The 22,407-nt window shown below is 63.6% G+C and carries 15 protein-coding genes; 5 read left to right on the top strand and 10 right to left on the bottom strand.

The annotated features are described in order from the left end of the window. Positions 1 to 5: 5 nt before the first annotated feature. The 8 genes from THI_RS11110 to THI_RS11075 form a co-directional block, all read right to left on the bottom strand. Positions 6 to 7,409 carry a type I polyketide synthase gene (locus tag THI_RS11110; protein WP_050985950.1) on the bottom strand — a complete coding sequence of 2,468 codons (7,404 nt, stop codon included), beginning with the start codon at positions 7,407 to 7,409 and terminating at the stop codon, positions 6 to 8. A 172-nt stretch (positions 7,410 to 7,581) separates the two neighbouring features. Beyond that, positions 7,582 to 8,532 carry an XrtA-associated tyrosine autokinase gene (locus THI_RS11105; protein WP_013106344.1) on the bottom strand — a complete coding sequence of 317 codons (951 nt, stop codon included), beginning with the start codon at positions 8,530 to 8,532 and terminating at the stop codon, positions 7,582 to 7,584. 9 nt (positions 8,533 to 8,541) lie between these two features. Continuing rightward, the gene (locus THI_RS11100) at positions 8,542 to 10,149 is read right to left on the bottom strand and encodes an XrtA system polysaccharide chain length determinant (RefSeq protein WP_013106343.1); all 1,608 of its coding nucleotides are present in this window, start codon (positions 10,147 to 10,149) and stop codon (positions 8,542 to 8,544) included. Positions 10,150 to 10,201: 52 nt separating this feature from the next. Further along, a complete protein-coding gene (locus THI_RS11095) occupies positions 10,202 to 12,349 on the bottom strand; it encodes an XrtA/PEP-CTERM system-associated ATPase (RefSeq protein ID WP_013106342.1) in 2,148 nt (715 codons plus the stop codon). A 9-nt stretch (positions 12,350 to 12,358) separates the two neighbouring features. Beyond that, the gene (locus tag THI_RS11090; protein WP_013106341.1) at positions 12,359 to 14,017 is read right to left on the bottom strand and encodes a TIGR03016 family PEP-CTERM system-associated outer membrane protein; all 1,659 of its coding nucleotides are present in this window, start codon (positions 14,015 to 14,017) and stop codon (positions 12,359 to 12,361) included. Positions 14,018 to 14,058: 41 nt separating this feature from the next. Next, complete coding sequence (locus tag THI_RS11085; RefSeq protein ID WP_013106340.1) at positions 14,059 to 14,676, bottom strand: XrtA/PEP-CTERM system exopolysaccharide export protein; 618 nt, start codon at positions 14,674 to 14,676, stop codon at positions 14,059 to 14,061. 294 nt (positions 14,677 to 14,970) lie between these two features. Next, positions 14,971 to 15,957, bottom strand: coding sequence for a sulfurtransferase (locus tag THI_RS11080; RefSeq protein WP_013106339.1), 987 nt, complete (start codon positions 15,955 to 15,957; stop codon positions 14,971 to 14,973). Positions 15,958 to 16,022: 65 nt separating this feature from the next. After that, on the bottom strand, positions 16,023 to 16,742 hold the full coding sequence (locus tag THI_RS11075; protein WP_013106338.1) for a DUF6969 family protein: 720 nt from the start codon (positions 16,740 to 16,742) through the stop codon (positions 16,023 to 16,025). On the opposite strand from THI_RS11075, the gene THI_RS19375 reads away from it, so the two are divergent. Continuing rightward, a complete protein-coding gene (locus tag THI_RS19375) occupies positions 16,741 to 17,043 on the top strand; it encodes a hypothetical protein (RefSeq protein ID WP_041608443.1) in 303 nt (100 codons plus the stop codon). The genes THI_RS11075 and THI_RS19375 overlap by 2 nt on opposite strands. A 100-nt stretch (positions 17,044 to 17,143) precedes the next feature. Here the strand turns inward: THI_RS19375 and THI_RS11065 are convergent, their stop codons facing one another. Next, positions 17,144 to 17,749: a YeeE/YedE thiosulfate transporter family protein gene (locus tag THI_RS11065; RefSeq protein ID WP_013106336.1), complete on the bottom strand. Its 606-nt coding sequence runs from the start codon at positions 17,747 to 17,749 to the stop codon at positions 17,144 to 17,146. After that, positions 17,746 to 18,255, bottom strand: coding sequence for a YeeE/YedE thiosulfate transporter family protein (locus tag THI_RS11060; protein ID WP_013106335.1), 510 nt, complete (start codon positions 18,253 to 18,255; stop codon positions 17,746 to 17,748). Before THI_RS11060 ends, THI_RS11065 begins: the two co-directional genes overlap by 4 nt. A 425-nt stretch (positions 18,256 to 18,680) precedes the next feature. Between THI_RS11060 and THI_RS11055 the strand changes: the two genes are divergently transcribed. The 4 genes from THI_RS11055 to THI_RS11040 all read left to right on the top strand — a co-directional run bounded on the left by THI_RS11055 (position 18,681) and on the right by THI_RS11040 (position 22,402). After that, complete coding sequence (locus THI_RS11055) at positions 18,681 to 19,970, top strand: NAD(P)/FAD-dependent oxidoreductase (protein ID WP_013106334.1); 1,290 nt, start codon at positions 18,681 to 18,683, stop codon at positions 19,968 to 19,970. A 137-nt stretch (positions 19,971 to 20,107) separates the two neighbouring features. Next, positions 20,108 to 20,914: a sulfite exporter TauE/SafE family protein gene (locus THI_RS11050; RefSeq protein ID WP_013123654.1), complete on the top strand. Its 807-nt coding sequence runs from the start codon at positions 20,108 to 20,110 to the stop codon at positions 20,912 to 20,914. Between the two features lie 95 nt (positions 20,915 to 21,009). Then, entirely contained in the window at positions 21,010 to 21,387 is a 378-nt protein-coding gene (locus THI_RS11045) for a PA2779 family protein (RefSeq protein WP_013106332.1), read from the top strand. A 10-nt stretch (positions 21,388 to 21,397) separates the two neighbouring features. Further along, the gene (locus tag THI_RS11040) at positions 21,398 to 22,402 is read left to right on the top strand and encodes a PA2778 family cysteine peptidase (RefSeq protein WP_013106331.1); all 1,005 of its coding nucleotides are present in this window, start codon (positions 21,398 to 21,400) and stop codon (positions 22,400 to 22,402) included. The last annotated feature ends 5 nt before the right edge of the window (positions 22,403 to 22,407 follow it).

Below are 22,407 nucleotides of genomic sequence, written 5' to 3'. Positions count from 1 at the left end.
GCTTTTTAGGCGTCGAGGCGAAGGTACTTGCCGGGCTGCTCAGGGTTGGGGACGAACCAGGCGGGGTTGCCGCCGGGGTCTTTGCCGATGCGTGCGCCGGGTACGGGCGGGTGGCTGGCGTCAAAGGCGGCAGGGGCCGCATCGGCGTGGCGGGGTATGAAGTCGGCTTCCTGCAGTTCGGCCACGGCTTCCTTGAACGCGGTCTTGATGACGGCGATGTCTTGCGGGGTGTGGGCGGTGGTGAAGAAGCAGGGGAAGTTGTCGAGGATGTGCACGCCGCGGCTGCGCATCATGGCGAACAGCAGGTCTTGCATGGGGTGGTCTTCGGTGAAGAAGATTTTCCACACGGAGGAGAACGACTTGAGAACGATGGGCGCGCCGACTTCGCGGCAGTAGGCATTGAGTTCGTCCACCATGGCGGCGGTGGAGGTGGTGAGGGTGTGCTGCAGTTCGGGGCCTGCGGCCTTGAGGTGCAGCAGCACGGCCTTGGCCGCGGCCAGGGCGAGGGGGTGGCGCACGAAGGTGCCGGCAAAGTAGGTGACGCCCACGGTGGGCACGGAGTCGTCGCCGTATTGCCATTGGCCGCCGTCGAGCGCGTCCATGTACTCGCGTTTGCCGGCGATGACGCCGATGGGAAAGCCGCCGCCGACGACTTTGCCGTAGCTCACCAGATCGGCGCGGATGTCGAACAGGGCCTGGATGCCACCGGGGTGCGAGCGGAAGCCGGTGACCACTTCGTCGAAGATGAGCAGGGTGCCGGCCTGGGCGGTGATGTCGCGCAGGGCGTGGAGGAATTCGCGGGGCTGGAAGTCGGGGCGGCGGCTCTGCACGGGTTCGACCACGATGGCGGCGAATTCATCCATGCGCTCTTTGAGCGCGGCCAGAGTCTCGGGGGTGCCGTAGTCGAACACGACGACGTTTTCGGAAGTGTTGGGCATGATGCCCGGCGCCGCGGGAATGGAGCGGCCTTTCTTGGTGCCGCGCACGATGACTTCGTCGAAGATGCCGTGATAGGCCCCGGCGAAGATGGCGATCTTGCTGCGGCCGGTGATGGTGCGGGCCACACGCACGGCGCCCATGACGGCTTCAGAGCCGGTGTTGCACAGCGCGGCGCGGTCGGCGCCGGTGAGTTCGCAGATGAGTTCGGCCACTTCGCCGGCCAGCGGGTGCTGGGGGCCGATGTCGTAGCCGTCGTCGAGTTGTTTGCGCACGGCGTCATTGATGAAGGGCGGCTGCCAGCCGAACAGGCTCATGCCGAAGCCGCTGAGGGCGTCGACATACTCGTTGCCGTCGAGATCCCACATATGGCAACCGGTGGAGCGGGCAATGACGATCTGATAAATGATCTCTTTGAGCTGCGGGCGGAAGCCGTTGACCACGCGCGGGTCGGCCAGATGCGGGCGATGGCGCACGGTGTAGGCCTTGGATTCTTTGGTGCGCTCGATATAGCGGCGCATGAAGGCGTCGAGCCGCGCCTGCTGCCGGGCGCTGAGTTCGCCAGTGGGCGTGGTGTGGATGCGGGCGATGGCGCCGAAGGCCTTTTTCACGTCGTACTTGGCGTTGGCGTTCGGGCCTTCTTCGTCGACCGTCGGGGCAGCCACTTCGACGTGGGCAGGGCTTGGTGCGGGGGCGGGTGTGGCAACGGCCGCAGGCGCTGCGGCTTGAATATTTTGCGGGGCGGCGGGCGCTTCGGCCACGGCCGGGACGGTGAACGTGGCCGGGGCGCTGCCCAGCAGCGCGAGCTGCTGCGTCATGAGCTGCATCTGCTGGGCGATGAGTTGCTGCATGAAGGGCGCATTCGCGGCCAGGGCCAAGGGGGCGGGTATGGGCTGCGAGACGAAGCTCGGGACGGGCTGGGTCATGGCGAAACCTCCTGCGGGTTGCGCGAGCGGGGCTTGCGGTGCGGCTTGGGGCGCGATTGCTGGCTGAGTGGCGGGCTGGGCAGCAGGTTGTGCCACTTCGGGCGGGAGCTGGCTGTCGATGTGACGGGCCAAGGCGTCGACGCTGCGGTAGCGTTCCATCAGGTCGCGGAAGGTGATGGGCAGACGGAAGTCTTTTTTGATCTGCAGCGCGGCCTGGGTGAGGGTGAGCGAATCGAGCCCCAGTTCGACAAAGGCGGCGGTCGGGTCGGTATCGGCCAGCTCGACGCCCGAGCTGTCTTCGAACAGGGCGTTGAGGCGGGAGATGAGCGTCGGCAGGCGAGAGGCGGCTTGGGTCATGGCGGCGGTCGTCGTAATGGGAAGGGAAGGGGCGGCGCTGATTGCCGCGCTGGCAGGTGCGGCGGCGGGCGTGGGGGCGGGGTGTGGGCTGAACTGCGGGCTGGTTTGGGGCGCCGCGGCGGCGTCCAGCCAGTAGCGCTTGCGCTCGAAGGGGTAGGTGGGCAAGAGAATGCGCTGGCGCTTTTCTGCGGCATCGAACCAGGGGATGTCGTGCCCCAGCGTCCAGAGTTGCCCGACTGCGCTGGCGAGTTGGCGTAGCTCGTTGTCTGCGGCGTCGTGCAGGCTGGGCAGGGCGATGGGCACGGCCTGGCCTGCGCGTGCGTGCTGTCGAACCAGGGTGCTGAGCGAACCGCGCGGGCCGCACTCAATGCAGACCAGGTCGGGCTGGGTGCCTAGCGCCGTCTTCACTGCGCTGGAGAAGCGCACGGTTTCACGCAGATGCCTTGCCCAGTAAGCGGGGTCGGTGGCCTGCTCGGCGCTGAGGGCCTGGCCGGTGCGGGTGGAAATGATGACGCGGTGCGGGGTGTGGCGCGCAACGCGCCGCACTGCGGCTTCGAAGGGCGCGACGGCGGCGTCCATCATGGCGGAGTGGAAAGCGTGCGAGGTCTGCAGCGGACGGCTGACGAGGCCTTCGGCGTCGAGCCGGGCCTGCAAGCGGCTGATGGCCTCGAACGAACCGGCCACCACGCTGGCCTGCGGGCCGTTTTCGCCGGCGAGGTCGAACTCGTCCGTGAGGTAGGGCTGCAGCGCGCTGGCCGAGAGCCGCACCGACAGCATGGCGCCCAGCGGCCGGGCCTGCATGAGCTGGCCGCGCAAGGACACCAAAGCGGCCGCGTCTTCGAGCGAGAACACCCCCGCCAGCACGGCGGCGACGAACTCGCCCACGGAGTGGCCGATGAGTACGCTGGGCTGCAGACCGCGCTGCAACCACCATTGCGCCAGGGCGTATTCGATGCAGAAGGTGGCGGGCTGGGTGACGGCGGTGGGCTGCAGCGCGGCCGCATCGCCGCCGAACAGCAGCGCCTTGAGGTCGAACTTGGTGTGCGGCGCAAACGCGGCAAGGGCGGCGTCGAGCGCGTCGTGAAACTCGGGCAGGGAGCCGTAAAGGCCACTGCCCATCGCCGCGTATTGCGCGCCCTGACCGGGAAACAGCAGGGCCAGAGGCGGCGGCGCGGCGGGCGCTTTGCGCCGCGCGCTCAGCAGGGCTTGCGCATCGCGCAGGGCGCGGGCGGCGTCGGCCGCGTCGTCGGCCACCACGATCAGACGGTGGGCAAAAGTCTTGCGGCCCACACGCAGGGTGTAGGCGCAATCGCCCAGCGGGGTATCGGGCTGAGTGGCGAGATGCGCGGCGAGTTGCTCGGCGGAGGCGGCGAGGGCGCCTTCGCTGCGAGCGGACAGGCGCAGGATGAACGGCCCCTGCGCGGGGCTGCTGGGCGTACGCAGCGGCGCTTCTTCCAGAATGGCGTGGGCGTTGGTGCCGCCCACGCCCGAACTGTTGACTCCGGCCAGACGCGGCTGCGCGCCGCGTGGCCACGGCGTGAGGCGGTCGTTGACGATGAAGGGCGAGTCTTCCAGCCCCAGTTTGGGGTTGGGCGTGTGGAAATGCAGGGTGGCCGGGATGCGCTCGTGCTGCAGCGACAGCGCGGTCTTGATGACCCCGGTGGCGCCGGCGGCGATGACGGTATGGCCGACATTGCTCTTTCCGGAGCCGATGCGGCAGAACTGCGTGCGCTTGGTGGATTGGCGGAAGGCCCGGGTGAGAGCCTGCACCTCCACCGGGTCGCCCAGCGGGGTGGCGGTGCCGTGCGTCTCGATGTAGCTGATGTCTTCGGGTTGCACGTTGGCAGCGGCCAGCGCGGAAGCGGCTACTGCAGCCTGCCCATCCACGCTAGGCGCGGTGAAGCTGGCCTTGCCGCCGCCGTCATTGTTGATGGCGACGCTGCGGATCAGGGCGTGGATGGTGTCGCCATCGGCCAGGGCTGCGCTCAGGGGTTTGAGCAGCACCACGGCGGCGCCGTCGGAAAACACCGTGCCCTGCGCCTGCGCGTCGAAGGTACGGGTATGGCCGTCGGGCGAGAGCATCGAGCCCTCTTGGTAGAGATAGCCGCTGTTGGGCGGGCAGGTGATGGAGCTGCCGCCGGCAAGCGCCATGCCGCACTGCCCGCTGTGCAGGCTGTCCACCGCCTGGCCGATGGCCACCAGCGAGGTGGAGCAGCCGGTATGCACGCTGACCGCCGGGCCGGTGAGATCGAGCCGGTTGGCGGTGCGGGTGGCGATGTAGTCCTTCTCGTTGGCGAGCATGACCTGGAACTCGCCCAGGCGTTGCACCTTGTCGGGATGGGCGCTGACATGGCGCTGAAAATAGGTAGCGTTGTACATGCCGGCAAACACGCCCACGGGCGTGGCGGTCTGGCCCGGCACATGGCCCGCTCGCTCCATGCATTCCCAGCACAGCTCGAGGAACACGCGCTGCTGCGGGTCCATCAGTTCGGCTTCGAGCGGGCTGATGCCGAAGAAGGCGGTATCGAAATCGGCCACGCCCTGCAGCACGCCGCGCGCGGCGACGTAGGCCGTATCGGCGCGCAGCGCGGCGGGAATGGAAGGGTCGAGTTCGTCGGGGTGGAAAAAGCGGATGCCCTCGCGGCCTTCGTCGAGCATGTCCCAGAAGGCCTCCACCGTCGGCGCGCCGGGGAAGCGTCCGGCCATGCCGATGATGGCGATGGGCTCGTCGCGCAGGGTTTCGCCCTGAGGTTCACTGCAGTGGGCGGCGGTGAGACGATTGGCCGCGATGCCGACCTGTCCGCCGATGTGTGCGGCGATGCCGCGCGGCGTCGGATCGCCGAAAAACGCGGCCACGCTGAGTTCGCCGTGCCCGCGCTGGCGAAGCGCGGCCAGGGCACGCAGAACCAGCAGGGAATTGCCGCCGAGGGTGAAGAAATTGTCCGACGGGCTAACGCGATCCAGACCCAGCACCTCGGCGAAGACCGTGGCAACTTCTTGGGTCACCCCGGGTGATTCCGCCGGGGCTGCAGTACCCGCCTTGGCAGCGCGCGTCGGTGCGGGCAGGGCCTTGCGATCGAGCTTGCCGTTGAGGGTGACGGGCAGACGTGCGAGCGCGATCAGGTGCGCGGGGGTCATGTAATCGGGCAGCCGGGCGGCGAGCGCGCGGCGTACCGCGCCGAGATCAAGCGGCGCGCCGCCCTGGGCGACGACATAGCCGACCAGCTGCGGGCCGAGCGCGGGGTCGGTATGCAGGGCGACCGCGCAGGCTTGCACGCCGGGCTGAGCGGCCAGGGCGGCTTCGATTTCGCCGAGCTCGATGCGGTAGCCGCGAATCTTGATCTGGCCATCGACGCGGCCGATGAACTCCAGCGCGCCATCCGAGCGCCAGCGAACCAGATCGCCGGTGCGATAGAGCCTGCCTTGGGCATCGAGCGGGTCGGTCACGAAGCGTTCGGCGCTCAGCTCGGCCCGGTTGAGATAGCCCCGAGCGACGCCACGCCCACCCACGCACAGCTCGCCCACCATGCCCCGGGGCAGCAGCGCGCCAGTGGCCGAGCGGATGAGCACATACGTGTCCTGGATGGGGTAGCCGATGGGGATGGTCAGGGTGTCGGGCGGCAGCGCATGCGGAATGCGATAGGTGGCCGTGAAAGTGGTGCACTCGGTGGGGCCATAACCGTTGATCAGGGCGGTCTGCGGCAGTGCTTCGAGCGCACGGCGAACGTGGGCGACCGACAGGGCTTCGCCCCCGGTGAGCAGGTGGCTCAGACCGGTGAACCAGTGGGGATCGTCATCGACGATGGCGTTGAACAGCGCCGCCGTCAGCCAGGCGCTGCGCACCCCGTGACGCGCGATGCTGCGGGCGATGCCGGGGCCGGTGGGAATGGACTCGTCATGCAGCACGCAGCAGCCGCCATTGAGCAGAGGCCCCCAGATTTCGAGCGTGGAGGCATCGAAACCCAGCGGCGCGGCGTGCAGCATGACGGTCGAGGCGTCGAGCGGCATGAACGTGGCATCGACCACCAGGCGCAGGATGGCGCGGTGCGCAATGGTGATGCCCTTGGGTTCTCCGGTGGAGCCGGAGGTGTACATCACATAGGCCAGCGCGTCGGGCGCGCTCGGCACGTCGCCGCTCAGCTGAGGCGCGCTGGCGTTGCCGAACAGGTCTTGGGGATCGAGGGTCTGGAGCTTGGCTGGAAACGGCGCAGCGGTATCGGGCTGGACCAGGGCGAGCCGCGCTCCCGCGTCTTGCACCATGAAGGCCACGCGCTCCGGGGGGAATTTCGGGTCGATAGGCAGATAGGCGGCCCCGATCATCAGCATGCCGAGCACCGAGGCGATGGCGACTGGCGATCGATCAAGACAGAGCGCGACGACATCGCCCGGCGCCACGCCCTGCCCCTGCAGCGCGGCCGCCACGGCCCGGGCTTGGGCGTTGAGTTGGGCGTAGCTCCATTGCCCGTCATGCCAGCGCACGGCGGTCGCCTCAGGGTGCCGGGCTTGCATCTCGCTGAAGCGGGCCTGCACACTGGGGCTGGCGGGGGCTGCGCGGAAGTCGGGGTTAAGCGCCAGGAGTTCGGCGTGCTGGTCGTCGTCGAGCAGCGCGATCTGCTGGACGTGCTGGGTCGGATCGGCTTGGAGAGCGCGCGCCACGATGTCGATGGTGTGGAGTAACGACCGGACGAATTCTTCGGGGTAAAGCCCGGAGGAGAGGATCTGCAGGGCGTGCTGTTGCGGTTCGAGAGTCAGAATGAGTGCGGAGGGGTAGCGGCTGGCCGCGTCGCCTTCCGCGGCTGGATCGGCGAGCCAGATCAGATCGACCGCTTCCGGCACTGGTGGGGCGGAACGCTCGGAGAGTTCATCACCCGCACGCTCGATGACGCGCAGGCCTGCCTCATCTGGCAAGGCGGCCAGGAGAAAGGGCGCGGCTTGCCGCGACAGCACCAGCAGACCTGCGCCCGGGCCGCACAGCCGTTGCAGTGTGATGGCCGCTGCGGCCATCGCGATTTCGGAGGGTAGGCCCTGTATTGGCAAATCGAGACGAAAGGGTTTGCGCAGCGATTCCGGGACGATTGCCGTCAAATCGCCTAGCCGGGAATGAGGACTGCCGTTGTTTGAAGGGCTGTGCATGATTTCCACCAAGAATGGAAACGCTGCGCGAACCCCCCGTTCGACAGGCTTTTCCATAGAGTGATATTCCACTGCGCCAGAGCCCGCTTGCCTAGTACCCAAGCAGGGGAGGGCGAGAAATCAATCACGGTAGGCGTGAATTTTCCACCTGAAAGGCAAAAAAGAAGGTCAAAAAAACGCCCCAAGACCTGAGGGAGTCTTGGGGCGCGGTGCAGGATATCGCGAGCGATCAATAGGCGTAGTACCCGTAGGGCGACCCGGCCTTTGGCCCGCGGCTCTGGTTGAGCAGGGTGAAGACCATGGGATGATCTTGCAGCAGACTGAGTGACTGCTGCACCGTGCCTTGATGGGTGCGCCCGGCTTGTACGACGAAAAGAATCTGCCCGGCGTGCAACGACAGCGCGCGTGCTTCGGCGGAGGGCAGCAGCGGCGGTGCGTCGAGAATGATGACGCGGTCGCGGTAGCGGTGCGCCATTTCTTCGAGCAGCAGGTCCATGGTGGCGCTGGCAAACAGCTCGGTGGCTTGCGCGTTGGGTGTGCCCACGGGCAGCACGGCGAGCTTGGGGACGTTGGTCGCGAGGATGAGATCGGACAGATCTAGCTCGGGGTTGAGCAGTTTGTCGATCAAACCCTGCGCCGGGGGAATGCCCAGGCGTTCGAGCAGGCTGCTGCGCGAAGGATCGGCGTCGACCAGCAGCACCGTGTGGTTCAGCTCGGCGGCGATGCTCATGGCGAGGTTGGCCGCCACGAAGGTCTTGCCTTCGCCCGGCAGCGAGCTGGTGACCATGATGAGATTGGGCCGGTCGATCTTGGCCGAGGCGGCCCCGGTGACGTTGGCAAGCAGCGGCCGCTTGACTACGCGGAACTCATCGACCAGCAGCGAGCGGGTGGCGTGCGGCACGATATAGCCCTGAGCCGCCAGCTTGTTCAGGTCGATCTCGACCTGCTTCGAGCGCGTGCCCATGTCTTGTGGCTTCGCCGTGTGTTTGGCGGCCTCGGTCGGCTGGGTTGGGGCGGTATGGGGTTGCGTACTCGCGGCGCCAGCGGGCGCGGTTGCAAAAGGTGAGGGCGAGGGCGCAGTTGGGGCGACTTCAGCGGCGGATTCGGGCTTCCAGAGGACATCGACTCCGGCGGTGCGGAGTTCCTCGAGACGCTTGACGGCTTGTTCAATGGTGCTCATGGTGTTTCCTTAAACGCCGGGCTGCCGCGTGAAATGGGCCCAGATGGCCCAGAGCAGCCCGATCAGCACGAGTCCGGCGATACCCAGCGCGAGATTGATATTGTTCCGTTTGTCGTGGCTGAGAATTTCGGGCGAGTTCAGCAGGGAGATGCTGCCGAGCACGGGGCGGTCGATGGTTTCGCGCAGGTGGCGCGGGCTGTGATAGGTCGGCATGATCTGCGAGACGATGAAACTTGCCGCCACTCCGCAGGCCAGTGCAAAAAACACCAGCAGAGCGATGAGCATGGGCTTGCTCGGGAACAGCGGACGCTGCTCCACACGCGGGGGATCGACCACGCGGAACACGGCAAGCTGCGAAGAAGCATCGACGCTTTGCGTCAGCCCGGCAGACTGACGTCGCGCCACCAGATCGTCGTAGCTCTTGCGAATCACGTCGTAGCCGCGCATGAGTTCGGCATATTGCTGGTCGAGCGCGGGCATTTTGTTGGCCTGACTGCGCAGCTCGGCCAACCGTGCCTGAGCCTCGCCCACCTGGGCTTGAAGCGAGGCCACGTTGGCGTCGGCCTGTGCGACCTGCACGCGCAGCTGCTGGTAGGCCGGGTTGGCGGTGCTGATGGTGTTGGCAGCCATCGGCGCTTGTTCAGCGGCTTGCGCGGGATGTTCCGCGGCGGCCTTCAAGCGTGATTTTCTTTCCGCTTCCAGCCGGGCCAGGGTTTGGCGCGCAGAAATGACATCGGGATAATCGTTGGTGTAGCGCTGCAATAGATCGTCGAGCCGCGCGCGCTGCTCCTGAATGCGCCGGTCCACATCGAGCACGGACGCAGGAACGCCGGGCGCCGCGGGGCCAGCGGCGGCAGCCATATAGGGCGATGTCACGCTGATGGTGGGAGATTCGCCGCGCATCTGGCCGCTGATGGCATTGCGCGCGGCAATCGCGGCGCTGAGCTGGCCCTGAAGCTGGGAGAGTTGGTCGGAGGCCTGGTTGACTCGGGTGTAGTAGTCGACATTCGCCGCACCGGAATAGCCGGGATGCTGGGTCTTGAAGTCTTTGAGCTTTTGTTCGGCGGCACTGAGCTGGCGGCCATAGTCGGCGACCTGGGCATCGAGAAAGTTGAGCGCCTGCTGGGTGTCTTGCTGCTTGCCGCCAATGCCCGAGGTGAGGAACATGTTCACCAGATCTTTGACGACGCCGAGCGCAACCTGCGGATCGCTGTTGACATAGCTGACGCTGTAGAGATTCTCCCGCGCGTTGATGCCGAGCTTGATGCTCTTGAGCAGTTGATCGACGGTGCGGTTGACCGATTCGGGCTGACCATCATCGACCGCGAGATGTTTTTCACGCACCAGCCGCTCCAGATTGGGGCGGGCGAGCAAGGTGCGGGCCACCATCGCGACCTGATCGTCGATATTGGGCTGCACGGTCAGGCCTTGCATCAGCGGTTTGAGCAGGGTTTGCGTGTCCACATAAACGCGCGCTGACGCCATATAGCGCTCGTGGAACATGGCCACGCCGATACCGCCCAGCGCCATGATGACCCACGCGGTGAGCAGTCCGATCCAGCGCCTGTCCCACATGCCGGGCAGGAGGTTGAACAAGGGACGTAGTAAATCGTTCATGATGTGGCTTTTCAGAGTGAAGTGCGGCTGTGGACTCGTGGCGTTATGTGCGTCATGCCTGGGTCTCCAGGGTTTCGAGCACCTGGTTTTCCCACTGAGTCATCAGCCAGGTTTCAAGCGCCTGAGCGATGCGCTCGGAGGCTTTGCCATCGTCCTCGAACGGGTTGGGACGGGCTTTTTTGTCGCCTTCCAGAATGTCACCCATGGCCTGGAAGATGCGACGGAAATCTCGCCCGACGAGCTGGTTGCTGCCCTGCTTGAGGGTTTGGGTGCGCGCGCAGTAGTCTTTCAGGGTCAGGCAGGGGACGGCGAGATAGGAGCTGGCATCCTGCAGATTGGCGCGGTCTGTCAATAGGCAGGTGGCCTTGCTGAGTAGGGCCAGCGTCTGCCCGAAAGGCTGTTCGGGCACGCAGGCCACGCGCGAACCTCGCAGGGAGTTGCTCAAACCGTATTGCAGCAGGCGGCTGTGCAGGGCGGTCGGCATCGGCCAGATGACAGGAAGGATGCGGCTCAGGCGCTTGGCGTTGGCCAGCATGTCGATCATCTTGTCGCGCGAAGTGGCCCACTCAGCGTCTTCGAGCAGCAGCAGCGCATAGCCCTGGGGGTTGGAGAGATAGGTCTTGGGCACCCCGATTTCCGTGGCGAACAGCTTGGGGTCTGGTGCACTGGCCAGGCCCTGCACGACGGCATCGATCCGCAGGTTGCCCACCACGCGGATGGATGCGGGAGGAATGCCGTCATGCGTCAGCGTATCGGCGCAGCCCGTCCCCAGGGTCAGATGCAGATCGGTCAGTTGATCAATGACGATGCGGTCGATTTCTTGCGCATCGGCACGCTGGCCATGACGCAGGCCGGACTCGATATGCGCATGCGAGATCTTTTGGCGCTGGGCCATCAGGCCGGCCGCAAGGGCGGCATCGCTGTCTGCGAACGTGAGCACCGCGGCGGGTCGGTAGGTGGTGAAAATCTGATCGAGCCAATTCACCCAGACCGCAAGACTGGGCCGCTCATCCTGCGCGTCAGGCAGCAGGGCGAGATCGATTTCGGCCAGTGCCGGGTCGTTGGCGATGGCGGAAGAAGACAGTTGTTCCAGCCCGACCAGCACGGGTTGGGGCAAGCCGGAATAGGCCCGCATTTTTTGCATCAGCGGGTGCAGGGCGATGCGATCTTCCAGGGTTTGGGCGATGCAGAGCAGCGGGCCGGGCTCGCCCGGTTTGGGTGGCGCAGGTGCGCGGGTGAGGGCTTCGGCGACATCGCGCAAAACGGGCAGACTCGAAGCGGTGTCCGTCTGGATGGGCGGCTCAGGTGCGGCGGGAGCGGTTCGCTGTACCGGCGCGGTGATGGTGGGGGCCTGCGGTTCGGTTGGATCGGCAGGGCGCAGCAGGCCGCCGATCTCCTCGCGAATTTCGCGGGCCACGGTGTCGACGCGCGCAGCGTCGATCTGGTCGGTGTTGTCGAGAAAGGCCGAGAGCAGCAGGCGGTTGCACAACATATTGATGCGCCGCGGCAACCCGCCCGTCCAGTCGTGTACCGAAGCGAAAGCGGCATCGTCGAATTGCGGGCGCCCCGTCCAGCCGACTCGCTTGAGGCGGTGGATGATGTAGGCGCGGGTTTCGTCCGAGTCCATCGGGCCGATGTGGCAACTGGCGATGATGCGCTGACGCAGTTGCTCCAGATTGGGTGCGCGCAACACCTCGCGCAGTTCAGGTTGCCCGACGAGATAGCTTTGCAGCAGCGCGCGGTTGCCATACTGGAAGTTGGACAACATGCGCAACTCTTCAATGGCCGCCGCATTCAGGTTCTGCGCTTCGTCGATGACCAGCAGGGCACGACGGTTCTGCAGCATCAGGGTGGTGAAATGCGCTTCGAGCGCGGCCAGCAACTCGGCCTTGGACGCGTTTTTGGACGGCACGCCAAAGGCGTTGGCCACCGCGCGCAGTAAATCTTCGGCTTCGAGTTGGGTGCTGACGATCTGGGCCGCGGCGACCTTGGTCGGATCAAGCTCATTGAGAAGCGCGCGCACCAGGGTGGTTTTGCCCGCGCCGATTTCTCCCGTGACGATGATGAACCCTTCGCCCTGCATCGCGCCAAAGCGCAGATATTGGTGGGCGTAGTTGTGTCCCTTGCTCTCGAACAGAAAGCTGGGGTCTGGGTTGAGCTGGAAGGGCGGGGCGCTCAGGCCGAAGTGCGCTGCGTACATGAGCCTGATTCAAAACTGATGGGTGACACCGGCATAAACCGCCGATTCGTTTGCGCTGAGGATGCCGCTATTGGCGGTATCGAGCAGTTGCCTGCGTGCGCCGAGAACCAGGATGGTCTGCGGGGAAAGGCGCCGACTGAGTTGCACGATGAATGTGGTCTGGCGGGTGCTGACCCCTTCATTGGGACCAAACCCTGTGCTCAAAGCACGTAGCAGGCCGACGTTCAGACTCATCACCGGGGTGAGGCGCCGTCCGTAGCTCAGGCCGATACCGTTTTGAACATAGTCAGCCGAGGCGAGCAGCAGATTGTTCAAAGGGGGTGAGCCGGGCAGGATCAGGTCTTGCGTTTTGGTGTGAAACACCGAGACGGTGTAACTGTTGCGCTGCGCGAGCAAGACCCCGGTCAAGGTCAGGGTGTCTTGCAGGGTGGCAGACTGGGTGTAATAGTTGACAGCGTTGGGCAGGGTGGCGGGCAGACCGGTGACGGCCAGCAGGTTTTGCACCGCCTGCGCACGAGCGGCAGGGTCGGGGTACTGCGAGGCGAGCATGCCACCCAGCAGGGTGGACAAACTCACCCCCGACGGAATGGTCTGCAGCGAAGCGAGGTAGGACGAGGGCGCCCGGTTCCAGTTCAGGCGCAGACTCAGGCGCTGAATCTGCTGCGAGGCGCTGATATCCCAGCCCGTGCCGAAAAACCGCCGCTCCACCACGCCGTCGAAGCGGGTGAAGACATTGGGTCGCCAGTTGAGCTGCGCGCCGTAGATGCTGTGCCCCAGGCTTGCATAGCCCGTGGAGTAATGCTCATAGCCGCCAATCAGTCCGCCTTCAAAATGCGGCGTGAAGGCATAAAGAACCCGGGCACGCGCGATTTCGTCACGCACGGCAAGCGATCCGCTGTCGGTGTAAACCGTTTCCTCTTGTTTGGCATCGAGGCCCCAGCCCAGGGGGGTGGGACGTCGATCTAGGCGGATGCTCTGCTTCCCATAGCGGCCGTTGCTCAAAGCGGCGCCGGTTTGATTGCCGCTGATGCGGGTCCAGACGTTTTCGCTGCGCGCCCGCAATCGGAGATCATCGTTGAAACGATGGTCGATGTATGGGCTGAGGCTGTATTGGGTGGTGGTGTAGGTCGCGGTGCCGGTGGATTGAGCCGGGATGGTGAGCAACGCGTTTTGTTGCGAGTTGATACCGGCATCGAAATACAGCCATTGATCGACCAGCCTGGCATTCAGGCCCAAAGTGCCAGAGGGCAGGACCGTGTTGCTGTAGCTACTGCGAGCGTAATACTGGGCATTGAGCGCAAAGTTGCCGAAAGTGCGCAAGTCGGGCCCGAGGGTTTGAAACGCAATGCCCGGGGTGACGCTCACGATGGTGTCGGAGCGCGCGGGGTTGTTCGAGCCGAAATAGACATTGCTGGTCTGCACGACCGACATGCCCACAGAGGGCTGGACGAAGTTGCCACGCGCTGGGAGCGGTGCACTGGCCGTTCCCAGCGGTGTCAGCAGCCCACCCTGCGTTTCGCCGCCTTCGAGCTGCTGAGGCAGTGCCCCACCGCCGGGCACGGCGAGATTGAGCCCGGGAATGGCTTGCGCACAAGCCGATCCCGCCTGCAGAAGACAAAAGGCCAGCGGGGTCAGCGCGAACAAGACTTTGCGGCTAGAGGTCTGCATGGGGCGGGATTCGGATGGGGTGAATGAAAGGACAGGCAAGGTCAGAACATGCTCTGCGGGATGATGATGACATCGCCCGGCTCCACCGGGACGTTGGCCGACATTTCACCGCGCTTGAGCAGGTTGCCCAGCTTGATGCTGTAGGTTTTGCCATGGCGCTCCAGCACAGCGGCATTGCCATCGGCAAACTCGGTCAGGCCACCGGCGGCGATCATTACGTCGAGCAAGGTCATGTTTTCGCGGTAGGGAATGGCGATGGGGCGCACGGCCTGACCGACGATACGGATCTGCTGGCTGTACGGTCCATGAAACCCGGTCACGACCACGGACACCACCGGATCGCGGACATACTTCGACAGCCGCGCCTCGATTTCCTGGCCGATTTCGCCCGGCGTCTTGCCGGCCGCCTGAACGTCAGGCGCCAGCGGAGTAGAGATTTTGCCGTCCGGACGGACCTGTATGGACATAGACAAATCCGGGTTACGCCAGACGTTGATATTGAGCGTGTCGCCAGCGCCCACCTTGTAGTGATAGGCGCCCTGGGTGATTTTTTCCGGCGCGGGCGGGTAGTTGTTCGCGGCGCAGGCGCCAAGCAGGAGGGCTGCCATAGAGGCGGCGGCCATGCGCCAAAGACTGAATCGGGAATTGCGGATCAACATGCTCGACCTCTGTAATGTCGGAGAAAGGATGAAAACGACGGAATTGTGGATGGGCAGTGTAGGAGGTTCAAGCCCTCATTTGATCGGTTTTGTGGTGAGTTTGCCTGTGAAATATCTCACGTCTGCCTCGGGAATCACGGGCATCCCCCTCGAATGGGCGCACTGCGCTGAGAGGGGGGCGAATCCATCAAGCTGTTTATCCCGCCCGAACGCGGGGGATTAAAACGACGACGCCCGGGGCAGGCCCGGGCGTCGTCATGACAGCCGCACAGGGCGGCTGGCTGCTGCTTTGCTTTACTGTGGCAGGCCGACCGTCGGATTGCCGAGGTTGGTCCACTCGATCATCGAGCCGGTGTAGAGCTTGGAGTTCTTGTTGCCCAGAATCTCGTGGGAGACGAACCAGGCACCAGAGGCCAGGTGGCCGGTGTTGCAGTAGGTGATGGTCTGCGCGTCGGGCTGGATGTTGAACTCGGCGTAGATCTTCTTGTAATCGTCGGCGCTCATGAATTCATGCGCGGCGCCGACCGGCTTGACGATGGCGTCAGTCGGGAAGGAGCGCGCACCCGGCAGGTGACCGGCGGTCTTGTTGATCGGCTTTTTCACAATGCCCAGGAACTGGGCAGTCGGGCGGGCATCGATGAACTGATCCTTGCCCCCTTGCAGACCTTCCTTGACTTGCTGCATCGAGGCCAGAATGGCCTTGTCTTCAGCGCCGGCAGCCCAGTTGCCCTTGGTCGGCGTTACCTTGTCGGTCGAGACGGGATAGCCGGCCTGAATCCAGGCGTTGACCCCGCCGTTGAGGATGGCGAGTTTGTCGCGCGGCTCACCGAAGTAGCGCAGCTGGAAGTACAGGCGGGTGGCCATGTCCATGGAGTCGACGCTCTCGCCGGTGGGCACGATCACGATGGGCTTGTCGGTCTTGTTCAGGCCCGAGTCGTCCATGACCTTGGTGAAGTACTCGGCGGTCGGCAGCTGGGCCTTGATCTTGACGCCGTCCACCGTGCGTTCTTGGCGGATCTTGCCGAAGTCCACCGGAATGGCGCCTTCGATGTGCCCGCCCGTTTTCACCAGGGTCTTGACCTTGGTCTTGGGGTCGACCTCGAATTTCGGCGCTTCGGTGAAGGTCTTGGGCTCGTCACGGATGTCGATAATGGTGACCGCGTCTTTATTGGCATTCAGCCATTGGGGGGTGACCAGCGGGCCGGGCAGCGTGGCTGCACCGGCGGTTTGCGCCGCGGCTACAGCGATGATGCTCATGCCGATCAGGTGTTTCAGTTTCATGTTGGCTCCTCGTTTGGATTGGTGTAACTGCATTTCAGGGCGTGTACCCGCCCGACTCTACCTACTCAGGGCGCATCTGCGCCCAACTCCTCCAACGCAAAAATCTGCGTCGAAAAATCAATACGGCACTGGCTCAGGATATGCGTGCGTCGGTCTTCGAGCAACTGGGTGCGCCCGCGGGCCAGCAGCGCCTTGACGCGCGCGTCGCGCATGTGGGCGATCAGATCGATCTGCGGCCGAAAAAAGGCAAACACGGCATCCAGCCACTGCCCGACCCTGTGCGGCTTGGCATCTTTGAGCGTGGTCTGGCGCGCCAGGGTGCAGACGCGCTCGGCATCTTCCCAGCATTCGGCTGTGACCCATTGGTTGGTCGTGAATACGCGCAGTGGCATGCCACGCGCATCGACCGACAAGCCCGCGATATGTGTGTAGCGCTGGTCGGACGGGCACTCGGCACGGTCGTTGGGTGCAAAGACATGGAAGTGACCATGCTCTGCCGACATTCGTTGGCTCGCTGCATGGGCGTGGTAATAAAACAAAGCCCCGGTGCGGCTTTTTGCATCGCGCTGCGGATAGTGCTCCCACTCGACATACGCGGCATTCCCAATGATTTCGGAGATCACCGTTTTGCCCTGTTGCAGCAGCGACTGCGTGGCTTCAAGCGCCTTGAGACCGTAGGCATACAGATCGCTTCGCTCTTGCGGAGGCAATGCGCGCAAAAGATCGGCGGTAAAGCGTCGACCTTTGGGCGCGTGGCCAGACAACAGGGAAGAGGACTGGAGCATGGATAAACATGACGCAGTGCAGAGACTGCGCCATGTGTTCAAGTCAGCTTATTTGGACGGAGCGCAAGGATTGCTACTCTTGGAAGGAGCGCAAGGATTGCTGCTCTTCTTTTCCATTTTTTTGTCCATCTTCTTGGACGGAGCGCAAGGATTGCTTGGTGCGCAGGGATTGCTCGCAGCCTGCGCAACGCCGGTGGCGGACAGGCTAGACAGGGCCTGCGGCATGGGCGCGATTACAGCCGCAGCAAGGGCCAGGGCGGGAAGGGCTTGCGAGAGTTTGATGCGGGCTTTAGCCATGTAGAACTCCTGATGAGTGGTTGAAAAAAATCCAGGGCAACTGCTTGCGGCCCTGCGCACTATCAACGTGCGTGCAGGGCCATGCGCTGACAGCGCAATGCGATTTAGCTGTTTTGCGGTGCAAACGAGCCGGAAGATTTGTTGCTGGTCTTGCGCGCAGAGGCATTGGTTCGGGTGAGGTAGCCCACAATTACAAGCACGGCGAACAGCAGACCCCAGACAGCCCAGGCAGGAAGGTGCAGCAACTGCGGCAAGGTCAGTCCATCTGGGCCGACCTGCTTCCAGGCCCAGCCCTCGATGGAACTGAACACAGAGTTGAAACCCAGGGTGCCGATGCCGATGCCCAGCAGAAAAATCAAGCCGTCCAACTTGCCGGAGAACAAGGCCACGATGGACGTGCCTGGACAGTAACCGCCGACGGCCATGCCGACGCCAATCAGCACGCCGCCCAGCGAACTACCCCAAAGGAAGACCGAGGGCACGAACATATTGTCGACAGCAATCACGCCAAGGCCTTGCAGCAGATAGAGGCCGCCGGCCGACACGAGAATGGCGGTGAACATAACCTTGAACACGGCCCAGTCCTTGAAGCGCAACTGGGCGGTGAGTTTGCAACCGCTGCCGAAGCCGGCGTTTTCAAGGATGTAGCCGAAAATCAGGCCGAGGATGATGCCCGATACGGGGCCGGTGTATCCAAGAGGGAAGCTCATTTCCAGAGTCCTTTCGTGAGTTGGCCGAACACGGCGCCAGCAATGAAAAATCCGATCAGGAACAAGAAGCCCGCAGCGGCCAGCGTTGCGGAGCCCGAGAGCCCCATGCCGCTGGTGCAACCCAGGGCGAGACGAGCGCCAAAACCTGCTGCGATGCCGCCAATGACTGCGAGGACGAGTCGCAGGCTGCGCCCTGCTTGAGTGGGGCCGTCGATTTGCAGCTTGAAGCGGCCCGCCAATACGCTGCCAATCAAGCCGCCGATGGCCAAGCCAACGACTTCCCAGACGACCCAGCGATTCAGACCGACTTCAAACAGGTTGTGGAGATAGGTGTGGGCGGCAACGGTATTGGGATCGACCTTGCCCGCTACGGCTGCAGTCGCCAGGGTGGTTGCACCGGTCACGCCATAACCATTTCCGGTGACTAGAAACGTGGCCAGTAGTCCCAAACCCAACAAAACCCCGGCAACGTAGGGGTTCCAGAGTGGACGAGGTGTATTGCGCATGAGTAGGCTTCCTCCAGGGGTGATGCGGCGACATCCGTGCGTGTGGCCGCGTGCTGATCGAACGATCAGCTTGTCTCAAATCAAGTATAGGAAAGATTTCATTATGCTTCCGGGAGTATTAGGGTTTTTCCAGACTAGGACTAACACTGATGCGGCCTCATTGAATTTGCGTTTAATCAAGCTTTTTTGGTGGGCGTGACAGGAATCCCCGAGATGAAAGGGGCTGTATAGATATGCTTGAATACCTAGGCAAAGACTCGCTGGCGAAGCGGTGACGTTCAGTACCGCTGCGGGTTCTCATCCTCAACCAACAGGCTGACTGTTTTGCAGGAGTCGAACCCTCGCTTGCCGCTGGATGGGGCCGAATTTGTTGAACGCCGCCCGAGCGCATTCGGGCACTCACTTGCACATCAGGAGACCAGGGTATGGCACATATCGTTGTATTGGGCGCCGGCATTGGCGGCATGCCCGCCGCCTATGAAGCGCGTGAAGCGCTCGGCAAAGCACACAAGATCACGGTCATCAATGCCGTGGACTATTTCCAGTTTGTGCCCTCCAACCCCTGGGTGGCCGTGGGCTGGCGCAGTCGAGACGAGGTGATCTTTGCGATCAAGCCGTATCTGGAGCGAAAGGGGATCGACTTCATCGCCAAGTCGGTAACCAAGATCGAGCCGGAGAGCAATACCTTGACCCTGCAGGACGGTGCCAAGGTCAATTACGACTATCTCATCATCACCACCGGGCCGAAGCTGTCTTTCGAGGAGGTGCCGGGTTCCGGCCCGCATGGCGGGTATACCAACTCGATCTGCAGTATCGACCATGCTGAAAAGTGCTATGCCGACTATGAAAAGCTGGTGGCCAATCCGGGGCCGGTGATTGTGGGCGCAATGCCGGGAGCGAGCTGCTTCGGCCCGGCCTACGAATACACCATGGTGCTCGACACCGCGCTGCGCAAGAAAAAAATCCGCAACAAGGTGCCCATCACTTACGTGACTTCCGAGCCCTACATCGGCCATCTGGGGCTGGATGGCGTGGGCGACTCCAAGGGCATCATGGAAAGCGCCTTCCGCAGCCATGACATCCGCTGGATCACCAATGCCAAGACCACCAAGGTGGAAGACGGCAAGATGTTCGTGGATGAACTCGACATGCAGGGCAATCTGGTCAAACAGCACGAACTGCCGTTCAAGCACTCCATGATGCTGCCCGCTTTCAAGGGTGTGGACGCGGTGGCTGCGGTGGAGGGGCTGTGCAACCCGCGCGGCTTTGTCATCGTCGATCAACATCAGCGCAGCCCGAAATACAAGAACATCTACTCCGCTGGCGTGTGCATCGCCATTCCACCGACCGGCCCGACGCCGGTTGCCTGCGGCGTGCCCAAAACGGGTTACATGATCGAGTCGATGGTCACGGCCATCGTGCACAACCTCGAGGAGGAACTCGCGGGCAAACAACCCTCGCACCGCGGCACCTGGCAGGCCATCTGCCTGGCCGACTTCGGCAATACCGGCGCGGCGTTCGTGGCCATTCCGCAGATTCCGCCACGCAACGTCAACTGGTTCGGCGAAGGCAAGTGGGTGCACTTGGCGAAGATCGCGTTTGAAAAATACTTCATCCGCAAGATGAAGAAGGGCAACTCCGAGCCGATTTACGAAAAATACATGATGAAGCTCATCGGCATGGAGCGCTTGCTGCATCCCGAACGCAAAGACTGATCCCTCTTGCACATTCGAGCCCGCAGGCTGTACGGTCTGCGGGCTTTTTTGTGGGGATCATGTCGGTTGCTTCGCGGCAGAACCCGGCCTGAGCAGTTAGGCTGCCAGGGGTTATTGGCGCTCGAAGAGAAATGATGATGTGGCTTTCCATTGCGATTTTTCTGTTGGCCGGAGCCTCTGCAGGTTTTCTGGGCGGATTGCTGGGCATCGGGGGCGGCTTGCTGCTGGTGGCGGCACTCAGCTTCGCGCTGCCCGCCTTGGGCATTCCAGCCGATGAGGTCATTCATGTGGCCGTGGCGACGTCGATGGCCAGTATCGTGCTTACCTTTATTTCCTCTGCCACGGCGCATATCCGACGCGGCGGCGTGCTGTGGCCGAGTTGGCGCTGGCTGGCGCCAGGTATGGTGATCGGGGGTTTCATCGGGGCGCATTTGGCGCAGATGCTCAGCGGCCCAGTCCTGCGCTATGTCATTGCCGGGTTCTGTGCCGTTATGGCGGTACAGATGGCAGCTGGTAAACGCAAAAAGACAGTGCCAGGTCAGGAGCACATTCCGCGTTCACCCTGGTTGTTGCCGGCAGGTGTGGGCATCGGGGCTGTGTCCTCCGTCGTGGGGATCGGCGGAGGTTCGATGACGGTGCCCTTGTTGGTGGCTCTGGGCGTTCAGCCGGTCAAGGCGGTGGCGACGAGTACGGTTTGCGGCTTGGCCATCGCCCTGTCCAGCGCGCTGAGTTACATGATCTCGGTTCATGCGCCCGCCCATCCCCTTCCGCCAGGGGCGTTTGGCTATGTTTTTTTGCCTGCGGCTGCGGCGACTGCTGTCGCTTCGATGGTGCTTGCACCGTATGGAGTACGCGTGGCGCATCGCATTTCGGGCGACGCGCTCAAACGGGTGTTCTCGATTTTTCTGATTTTTATCGGCGCATTGATTGCGTTCGGTGGGTAATCGACCCGGAGGCGATTAAACTTGGTCGCCTGCCAACATTCCCAGTTTCCGGGCGGTTGAGTCTGGAAAAATTCACTTATTGAAAGGGCCGACGAATGTTTCCTTCTCGTATTTCCCGTCAATTCCTGGTGGCTGCATTGGGCCTGAGCCTGATGGCCGCTGCCCCCGCCGCGCGTGCCGAACTGATTGGCACGCAGCAGCTCACCCAGCCGCAGTCCGGCCAGGACGCGGCAACGCTGGCCGCGGATCGGTCGACGCTTGACCATTTCATGGCGCGGGCCGATGTGCAGGCCAAGCTGGAGCAAATGGGGTTGAGCCAAGAGGTGACGCAGCAACGCCTGGCGGCGCTGAGCAATGCCGAAGTGGCGCAGCTGGCTGGCAGGATCAACAGCATGCCGGCCGCAGGCGCGCTCGGTTTTCAGGAAATGGTGATCATTCTGCTGGTGGCGATTCTGGTCGTGCTGGCGCTTTGATGGGGTGTGCATGACGGGTCGTCGCCTGCGCGTCGCATCGCAACTGACTCTTGCGCTCAGTCTGTTGCTGGGCGGTTGCGCCGCCTTGCCGCCTGGGGTCTTTTCGACGGCGCCGCTGCAATTTCAACAGGGGCGCTTGGTGGATGAGCCCGCTGGCTTGCCAGCCTCCGCGAATGTGGCTGGAGTGCCGTTTTTTTCGGATGACAGTCACTACTGCGGACCGGCTTCGCTGGCCTCTGTGCTGGTCTTCAGCGGGGTGCGCACCACGCCGAAGCAGTTGATCCCGCAGGTGTTCACGCCGGGTCTGGAAGGAAGCCTGCAATTCGATCTGCTCGGGGCGTCGCGCCGGGCAGGGCGCATTCCTGTCGTTCTACCTCCCAAGCTCGGCGCTGTGTTCGAGCAGGTGGCTGCCGGTTTTCCGGTGGTGGTGTTGCAGAAGGTCGGGCTGGGTGCGCGCGATTGGCACTATGCCGTGCTGGTGGCGTATGACTTGCCGGGCGATCGCGTGACTCTGCGTTCCAGTACGGCCCGTGATCTGCAGCTTTCCATCGAGCAGTTTGATCGGTCTTGGGCTGCAGGCGGGAGATGGGCGTTCATTGCCGTCGAGCCGGGGCAGTTTCCGCCTGGAATTGATGAATTGACGTATTTGCGCGCCGTGGCCCCGCTCGAAGGCGTGGCGCCTGAGGCGGCACGCACCGCTTACGAGGCGGCGCTCAAGCGCTGGCCCAAGGCGTGGATTGCCATGATGGGGCTGGGCAATCTGGCTTATGCGCGCAAGGACTATCCGCGGGCTGCGATTCATTTCGCCGAGGCAGCAAGAGCGAACCCTTCCGACGGCGATCCGATGAACAACCTCGCGCAGGCCTTGCTCGCTGCGGGAGACTGGAAGGCGGCGCAGGGGGCGATCGAGGTCGCGTTGCGCCTCGGCCAGCCGCACCCCGAGGCGTATCGCAGCACGGCGGCTGAAATCGCCAAGGCGCGCGCCGCGGCCCTGGACCCTACCCAGGCGCCGTGAACCGG

Origin of the sequence: Thiomonas arsenitoxydans (assembly GCF_000253115.1) — a bacterium.
Classification (GTDB): domain Bacteria; phylum Pseudomonadota; class Gammaproteobacteria; order Burkholderiales; family Burkholderiaceae_C; genus Thiomonas; species Thiomonas arsenitoxydans.
This window is presented reverse-complemented; position numbering and strand designations above follow the sequence as displayed.

Bases quoted from the DNA above. Each gene is read 5' to 3' on its own strand.
- THI_RS11110 (WP_050985950.1), bottom strand. From the start codon at position 7,409: ATGGAAAAGCCTGTCGAACGGGGGGTTCGCGCAGCGTTTCCATTCTTG.
- THI_RS11105 (WP_013106344.1), bottom strand. From the start codon at position 8,532: ATGAGCACCATTGAACAAGCCGTCAAGCGTCTCGAGGAACTCCGCACC.
- THI_RS11100 (WP_013106343.1), bottom strand. From the start codon at position 10,149: ATGAACGATTTACTACGTCCCTTGTTCAACCTCCTGCCCGGCATGTGG.
- THI_RS11095 (WP_013106342.1), bottom strand. From the start codon at position 12,349: ATGTACGCAGCGCACTTCGGCCTGAGCGCCCCGCCCTTCCAGCTCAAC.
- THI_RS11090 (WP_013106341.1), bottom strand. From the start codon at position 14,017: ATGCAGACCTCTAGCCGCAAAGTCTTGTTCGCGCTGACCCCGCTGGCC.
- THI_RS11085 (WP_013106340.1), bottom strand. From the start codon at position 14,676: ATGTTGATCCGCAATTCCCGATTCAGTCTTTGGCGCATGGCCGCCGCC.
- THI_RS11080 (WP_013106339.1), bottom strand. From the start codon at position 15,957: ATGAAACTGAAACACCTGATCGGCATGAGCATCATCGCTGTAGCCGCG.
- THI_RS19375 (WP_041608443.1), top strand. From the start codon at position 16,741: ATGGATAAACATGACGCAGTGCAGAGACTGCGCCATGTGTTCAAGTCA.
- THI_RS11075 (WP_013106338.1), bottom strand. From the start codon at position 16,742: ATGCTCCAGTCCTCTTCCCTGTTGTCTGGCCACGCGCCCAAAGGTCGA.
- THI_RS11065 (WP_013106336.1), bottom strand. From the start codon at position 17,749: ATGAGCTTCCCTCTTGGATACACCGGCCCCGTATCGGGCATCATCCTC.
- THI_RS11060 (WP_013106335.1), bottom strand. From the start codon at position 18,255: ATGCGCAATACACCTCGTCCACTCTGGAACCCCTACGTTGCCGGGGTT.
- THI_RS11055 (WP_013106334.1), top strand. From the start codon at position 18,681: ATGGCACATATCGTTGTATTGGGCGCCGGCATTGGCGGCATGCCCGCC.
- THI_RS11050 (WP_013123654.1), top strand. From the start codon at position 20,108: ATGTGGCTTTCCATTGCGATTTTTCTGTTGGCCGGAGCCTCTGCAGGT.
- THI_RS11045 (WP_013106332.1), top strand. From the start codon at position 21,010: ATGTTTCCTTCTCGTATTTCCCGTCAATTCCTGGTGGCTGCATTGGGC.
- THI_RS11040 (WP_013106331.1), top strand. From the start codon at position 21,398: ATGACGGGTCGTCGCCTGCGCGTCGCATCGCAACTGACTCTTGCGCTC.